Here is a 6,435-nt window from a genome sequence, read left to right on the forward strand (position 1 = left end):
ACTTACTCATTATCTCCGGACCGTTGATGGCTATGAAGTGCGCGTTGGCCTCGTTGGCGACGGCCTTGGCGAGCAGAGTCTTACCCGTCCCAGGAGGACCATAAAGCAGAACACCCTTCGGAGGCTCTATTCCAAGGCGTTCGAACAATTCTGGATGCTTGAGCGGGAGCTCGACCATCTCTCTGATCTTCTGTATTGCGTCGCTTAAGCCGCCGATGTCCTCATAGGTAACTTCTGGAATCGCCTCCTCACGAATCTCGACCGCCTGCGGTAGAACCTCAACCTCGGTGTTGTAGGTTATCTGGACGATTCCCTTGGGGACGGTGTTCACAACGACGAACTTAAGCTCGCCGAAGCCGAGGGGCATGGCCTCGAAGAGCCCTCTGAGAAGGTCGTCAAAGGGCGAACCGCCGTAGTAGTTCTCACTCCTGTTGCTCGCCACAACGAGATCGCCTTTGACTATTGGTCTTCCGAGCAGGTTCCCCTTGACCATTTCACCTGGCAACTGGATGAAGACGCCCTTCTGGGCAGGCGCCAGAACGACTTTCTTGGCCTCCTGAACCTCGGCCTTGGCGACCGTGACGTAGTCTCCTATGCTTACCCCGGTGTTTCTCCGGATGTAACCGTCCATCCTTACTATGTCAAGTCCTTTGTCATCGGGGTGCGGGTTGGCTACTATTGCCGCGGTTGAGCGCTCTCCGATTAGTTCAACGATGTCGCCAGGCTCCACACCCAGTTGCTTCTGATACTTCCTGTCAAAGCGGACGATCCCCCTGCCAACGTCCCTTTTCAAAGCTTCTGCAACGCGGAGCTTGATTTTCTCATACTTTTCATCCCCTTTACCGAAGATCATCTCAACCCCTCCTCTGTCTTTCTATTGCCTCTTCAAGCGTGAGGTTTCCTAGGGCCACTTCCCTGGCCAGACCAGACGATATCGTGATGTTCCCGCTCAGCTCGCGGCTTTTCCTTTTTATATGCTCGATCTCGTGCTTCGTCGGCTCCCCAACATCAAGGAGGCACCTATACTCGTATTTCTTCCCTCCCGGAGTCCGATGTTTATGGCCGCGACTATGTCCTGAACTTGTGAGACGTCTAATCCCCCCACCTTGGGTGTTGTCCTCCTCTCGTTCACAACTATGATGGGGTGATCGTAACCGAGGGTCTCTCCGAGGGCCTTCAGCATTATTATCCTCTGTCTCTTCGCCCCGTGGCCTATCTTTATCCTCGAACTGGGGTACTTCTCAAGCAGCTCCGTTATAACCCTGACATCCCGGGGATTGCGCAGGTGGTACACTTCGAGCACGCGGTTGTCGGCTATAACACTTACCCCCGGCCTTTCCCCGGGGTCTATGGCTATGTAGACTCTCCTGAAGCGGCCCGTTCCGTTGAGTCTCATGAGCAGCTCGTCGATGAATCCCTCCCTCACGATCACTTTGGCAGGGAATTCCATTCTTTCGTATTCCTCCTTGGAGGTCAGCACAACCTCTACATCCAGCGGAATCTCATCTTCTGAGCCGAGGCTGTGAAAGGGAATCCCGTACTCCTTCAGGGTCTTCGCCGCCCGATAATATATCCTCGCGTCCCCCGTTACAATCGCAACCCTCATGGTAAGCACTTGGAGGCACTGATTAAAAACCTTTCTTAAGGCGCTTATTTGAGAATAAGTCCCATTGGGTCTCCTTTAGCTTGGAAAAAAGTTTTTAAGTTCCTCCCACCGAGTAGAAATGGGGATGGGAATGGAACCTCCCAAGAAAAAGAAGAAGCTTGACGAGTTTGAGGAGGAACCCCTTGAGGATGAGTGGGAGCTTGAGGATAGCGATTTCGACGAGGACGACTGGGAAGACGAGGATTGGGACGAAGACGATGAATGGTGAGCTTTGGCTTTTATGGAGGTGATTTTATCTCTCCTGATCAGTAGGCTGTGTTTGAAGGGAGTTTTCATTCGATTTTTTACCGCGGTCTTTTATCAGCTTCCAAAATCCACAAGATTCTTTCTGCTGCAGAGGGGGTTGTTGTTAGCCCATCAGGGCTCCCCCAGTCCAACGAGGGAGTCACTCATCATGAGGAATAAGCGGCCGTCTATGATCTCATCAACGATGTGGTGGAAAACGGTGGGGGGTGTTTCTGCCAGGTAGGAGCAGGTAGAAAGGATCTCAGGTTGATTGGTAATCTAATGTGCCCTGCTTACCATTCATAGCAGAAAAGGGCATCAATGTGGCACAGAAGTCACACTGTCCGGTGAAAACAGGGGAGAATAAGAACAGGGAAATCATTCAAGCTTCTCAAGCTCGTATATCCTTGCGTCCTTCCGCCGGAGTTCCCGCTTCGCGAAGCGCCGGGCCTCATCCGCTGTTTCGGTTTCAAAAACTATCGTCTGGCCGTGTTTTTCCCCACCGTAGAGTGTCAGGGACCACTTCATGATATCACCAGCGGCTTTTGTCATTCGTTCAAAGTTTATAAGTCTAACGGGGGAATATAGACATGAAGTTGATGATTCGATAAGAGAATTTAAAGTCAATTATCAGAACGGCAGAAAAGAGTGGAGGTGTGAGGCTTCCTCTTCGGGAGGTAGGGAGGAGAGAGGTATTCAGGTTAATGAGGTGCGTTTTGTCACGAGCCTGCTCAACTCCCCCAACTGAGTTTAAGAGGTGGTTCCGTTAGGTGATTGAAGCCATAGGGGAGATTTGGGATATGAAGTCAAGATAGTTGATATATCCCACTCACTCTCATATGGGAGAAAAGGGAAGGCCATTAATCACTCCGTATCACAATCTCAATCTTCTCCCCCTCACGGTAGCCCTTCATGGCCGAGAGCATACCCTTAACAGTCTTCTCGACCAGATCCTGCACCCAGTCCTTCATCGGGAGAACCTGGCCGTCGATTTTGACCGTTACTTTGGGCTTTGAACTGAGAACAACGCAGTCCTTTAGAGTCTTCTCTCCAGCAACTATCATCCTAGCCATCTCCCCACAGGTGAAGCCGCACATGCCGCAGTCTATGTTCGGGAGCATAAAGGCGCGCTTCTCCACGATGTCCACAAGCCTCTCGGGCTCCTTTGTGGCATCTACAACCGGCAGGCCGTCAATATTTTCCATACCAGAGGATGCTATGACTCCGCTCACTGCTATCGCCAGTCCATCGTTCAGCTCCTTCACATCCTCCTCGCTCCCCGCACATATCACCTTGGGGACGTGCTTTATCGATTTGAAACCCTCAAGTAGAATGAAGTCAGCATTGACCATTGAAAAGAGCGCATTTATGTCCCTCGCCCTAAAGAGAAGCGCATCTGTATCGTTTGCCCTCACAAGAACCGAATCGACCACATGGGAAAAACGCCAGGTGTCCGTTCCTTCCCTGTCGAAGTCGGCGTGCATACTCTTAGCTATCACCACACGGTAACCGTGCTCCTTCAGGACTCTGGCGACGGCCTCTACCGTCGTCGTTTTTCCACTTTTCTTGAAGCCAACGAAGGCAACGGCCCTCATAACACCACCTCAGAGGAGCATTAACCAGTTCATGTCCTCGATTTTAACCACAAGCCCCTTCGCCCGGTTCCCGGCTATGTCCACAATGTCCCTCAGTAGGATAACCTCCTCGTCGAAGTCCTCGAGGATTCCGGTGAACGAGTGCTCGTTGCTGACAGAGAGGGCAACGCGCTTTCCCTTCCAGCTTTCAAGCGTCCTGTCGAGGAGGTACTGCTTTTCACCCATCCCCTCACCTCCAGAAAGCAAAAGTCTATAAGGCTTTTAACGGTTTCCGGTTCGGTGATAGAATGAGGTTCATGACGAAGAATGAGGCGGTTAAGAGGTCGTTTCTCGAGGACTTGAAGAGGGAAGGAATAAAGTTCGAACTCAGCGAGAGGCTCTCCTATGAGAGCTTCGTTGGATACATGCTCGAGGGCACGCTTGAGGAAATAAGGGCACAGATAGACGCTATTGAAGGAGCCGACAGGGAGGCCCTCACAGAGGGTTTCACATCCTTCAAAGAGAACCTCAACCACATTCTAGAGCACATAAAGGTCGGCGAGAAGTTTGAGGTTCTTCTTAACGAGGGACCGTGGGTGGCTGAAATCCTCGACCAGCTAACGAGGAATGGGGCAATAAACTACGAAGAGGGGATGATAAAGCTTAAGGAAGGCGTTGACGTCACAAAACTTCACTTCGAGTTCAAGTTCCCATTCAACCTCGTCCACAGCCCCGAGAGCGCCGAGAAGATAGCGAAGCAGTTCGCCTTCGCTGACCTGACGATGGAGTACGAGTTCGAGATACTCGAGCTTGACATGGGGAAGATAAACGCGCTTGGAAAAATCGCATCACGCTACTTCCCGGAGGATACACTCCTGAGGGTCTACTTCGCCCTCGTCGGCAGGGCGATCCTCGCGAGCGAGATACTCAAGAGCCTCGGCAACGAGAGGATGGAGCTTGGTGAACTCGTCAAAGGCTTCACCAGGGCAGCGCCGATAGCGATTCCAACGCCGAAGGGAACACTTGTCATCAACTACTCCCCAAAGGCGCTCGAAGAGGTTCTCCGCTTCCTCAAGAAACTCAGCTACGTCGAGATAAAAGCCGGAAAGGTCAAGAAGCTCATGGATTTGGCCTGAAGTACATTATCCTTGCCATTCCATTCTTTTCAAGCCACTTCAAGAGCTCCTCCGCGAAGAAGAACTTCTTCCTCTTGCTCTCCCAGACGGGGGAGTGCTCTTTGAGGGACGGCTTGCTCCACTTCCCGACGGTCTCTCCGAAGTCGAAGCCAACCAGAGTTATCTCCCCCGCTCCAAGGGCCTCTGCCAGAAAGACGGCCCTGTCGCCGTCGGTGAAGCCGCCGAAGTTGTATACGATGTCGAGCGGCTCCGTCTGACAGGTGCCCAGAATCCGGGAAAAGAAGGGCACGTAAGAGGTAAGTCTGTCGATATTATCTCCATGGGCATGAACCACCATGAAGGAACCGCGGTCGTTCGCCAGCCTCAGGTCTGGAATCCTGCCGTCCAAATCTGTGACTATGATGTCTGGGGTCATCCCGACATCAAGCAAAGCTGAGGTTGCACCGTCGGCCGCTATGAGCGTTCCATCGGAGAAGTCGAACTTTCTCAGGGCGTTCTCAAGGCTTGGACCTGCACCGAAGACGTATGCCTTTCTTCCGACGATGGAGGAAAGCTCGTCTGCCGTGAGGTATTCGTCTCCCTCAAAGAGGAGGGCGCGGAGAATTTGGGCCGCTTTCCTGTCTTTCTCAACGGAGTAACCCATTTCCCGAACGATGCGCCTGTAGAACGGCTCCCATTCTTCCCACTTCATTTCTCTCCCCTCAGCTTTTTATCGATTTTCAGCATCTCCCTCCATTGCCAGCCGGGCCAGTAGATCTGACCACATTTCTCACAGACGTAGAACTCGTCGTATTTCTCATAAACACTCTTCGGAACCTTACCTTTGACCCTCTCCTTGGAGGTGCGCCTTAAAGGGCCGTTGCACTTGGGACAGCGGGCATTGGCAGGGAAAAGTTCATTGAACTCGATTCCCATTGCCCTAAGCTCCCCAACCTGTCCTTCAAGAGAGTTCGATCCGAGAAGGAGAACTTTCGCGCCGAGCTTTCTGGCCCTATTCGCTAACCCCGAATCCCTGGTGAGGATGGTTCTTTCTTCGGCGAGGGCAACGCGGATTATCTCATCGTCGTCCTCGATCCCGTAGAGCGTGTCGTAGCCGTAAAGCCTCATCCAACGGGCCAGGCGGCCGAGCATCATGTCAGCTATAAAGCGCATGACTATCGAAATGCATTCATCCACTCGGGTTAAAGTGTTTCCGGTGGTCGGTGTACTACGGGGAAGTCAAGATCCTGGTTACATGAGGAAGAACGAAAAGGTGCTATAATCCTCTACGACACCGGAGGGATGGAGAGGCAGGAGGACAATCCCCACCTTCTGCTGGACGGTGCCCTACTTCTGACCTCCCCTATCAATCATCTCGGGATAGTCTGAGTAGAGTGCGAGGACGACCATTGAGGTCGTTTCCGTGTTGGTATCCCCGATTGGAATGATTCTACCGTTCTCAACGCGATAGCCCGTGATTATCCCACCATCCCGAGCCTGAAGGGACGAAATAATGTGTAGGCAGCGAAGATAAGCGTTCCTGCCCTCATCGGGCTTTCCCAGCACACGATAGAGGTAGACAAAGAGGGCGCACTTGTAAGTCTGATATACTCCATTAAAGGCCTTATCCCTGAAACCGTTCCCGTCCCACATCATGAGGAGTTTCGAGTAAAGTTCGAGGGCGCCACTTTTGTTGTCCTTTAGGAGATCGTCTAGTGCGCCGTAGACCAGCAAATCCGCGTAGGATTCCCAGTCGGTCATTTTACAGGAGGAGTTTATAAACTCATATTTTATCTCAAACATTGCGTGGAACTTCAGAGACTGACCTCCTTCCCGTCGTGAACGGCGAGGGTTC

Annotated in this window: 9 protein-coding genes and 2 pseudogenes; 3 read left to right on the forward strand and 8 right to left on the reverse strand. The window is 52.2% G+C overall.

The window, feature by feature from the left end:
* Both MV421_RS05400 and MV421_RS05405 read right to left on the reverse strand, forming a co-directional pair.
* On the reverse strand, window positions 1-853 hold an 853-nt coding region (locus MV421_RS05400), incomplete at its 3' end, for an AAA family ATPase (RefSeq protein WP_297418785.1).
* 1 nt (window position 854) lies between these two features.
* Window positions 855-1,606: pseudogene (locus MV421_RS05405) on the reverse strand (hypothetical protein).
* 118 nt (window positions 1,607-1,724) lie between these two features.
* On the opposite strand from MV421_RS05405, the gene MV421_RS05410 reads away from it, so the two are divergent.
* Window positions 1,725-1,874: a hypothetical protein gene (locus tag MV421_RS05410; protein ID WP_297418789.1), complete on the forward strand. Its 150-nt coding sequence runs from the start codon at window positions 1,725-1,727 to the stop codon at window positions 1,872-1,874.
* A 395-nt stretch (window positions 1,875-2,269) separates the two neighbouring features.
* Here MV421_RS05410 and MV421_RS05415 read toward each other — a convergent pair whose 3' ends face one another.
* Complete coding sequence (locus MV421_RS05415; RefSeq protein ID WP_297418791.1) at window positions 2,270-2,419, reverse strand: hypothetical protein; 150 nt, start codon at window positions 2,417-2,419, stop codon at window positions 2,270-2,272.
* On the opposite strand from MV421_RS05415, the gene MV421_RS05420 reads away from it, so the two are divergent.
* Entirely contained in the window at window positions 2,418-2,639 is a 222-nt protein-coding gene (locus MV421_RS05420; RefSeq protein ID WP_297418793.1) for a hypothetical protein, read from the forward strand. The genes MV421_RS05415 and MV421_RS05420 overlap by 2 nt on opposite strands.
* 112 nt (window positions 2,640-2,751) lie before the next feature.
* Here MV421_RS05420 and mobB read toward each other — a convergent pair whose 3' ends face one another.
* Together mobB and MV421_RS05430 are read right to left on the reverse strand one after the other, a co-directional pair.
* Window positions 2,752-3,486, reverse strand: a complete 735-nt coding sequence (gene mobB, locus MV421_RS05425; protein ID WP_297418795.1) for a molybdopterin-guanine dinucleotide biosynthesis protein B — start codon at window positions 3,484-3,486, stop codon at window positions 2,752-2,754.
* Window positions 3,487-3,495: 9 nt separating this feature from the next.
* Window positions 3,496-3,711 (reverse strand): LSm family protein, encoded by a 216-nt coding sequence (locus MV421_RS05430; protein WP_297418797.1) that lies wholly within the window; start codon window positions 3,709-3,711, stop codon window positions 3,496-3,498.
* A 62-nt stretch (window positions 3,712-3,773) separates the two neighbouring features.
* On the opposite strand from MV421_RS05430, the gene MV421_RS05435 reads away from it, so the two are divergent.
* Complete coding sequence (locus MV421_RS05435; protein ID WP_297418800.1) at window positions 3,774-4,601, forward strand: hypothetical protein; 828 nt, start codon at window positions 3,774-3,776, stop codon at window positions 4,599-4,601.
* Here MV421_RS05435 and MV421_RS05440 read toward each other — a convergent pair.
* The 3 genes and pseudogenes from MV421_RS05440 to MV421_RS05450 form a co-directional block, all read right to left on the reverse strand.
* On the reverse strand, window positions 4,585-5,292 hold the full coding sequence (locus MV421_RS05440) for a 6-hydroxymethylpterin diphosphokinase MptE-like protein (protein ID WP_297418802.1): 708 nt from the start codon (window positions 5,290-5,292) through the stop codon (window positions 4,585-4,587). The two genes, MV421_RS05435 and MV421_RS05440, sit on opposite strands and share 17 nt — an antisense overlap.
* A complete protein-coding gene (locus MV421_RS05445) occupies window positions 5,289-5,753 on the reverse strand; it encodes a Mut7-C RNAse domain-containing protein (protein WP_297418808.1) in 465 nt (154 codons plus the stop codon). The genes MV421_RS05440 and MV421_RS05445 overlap by 4 nt, the downstream gene beginning before the upstream one ends.
* A 174-nt stretch (window positions 5,754-5,927) precedes the next feature.
* Window positions 5,928-6,435, reverse strand: a pseudogene (locus MV421_RS05450) (hypothetical protein); the annotation flags it as partial.

Origin of the sequence: Thermococcus sp., assembly GCF_027023865.1 — an archaeon.
GTDB lineage: Archaea > Methanobacteriota_B > Thermococci > Thermococcales > Thermococcaceae > Thermococcus.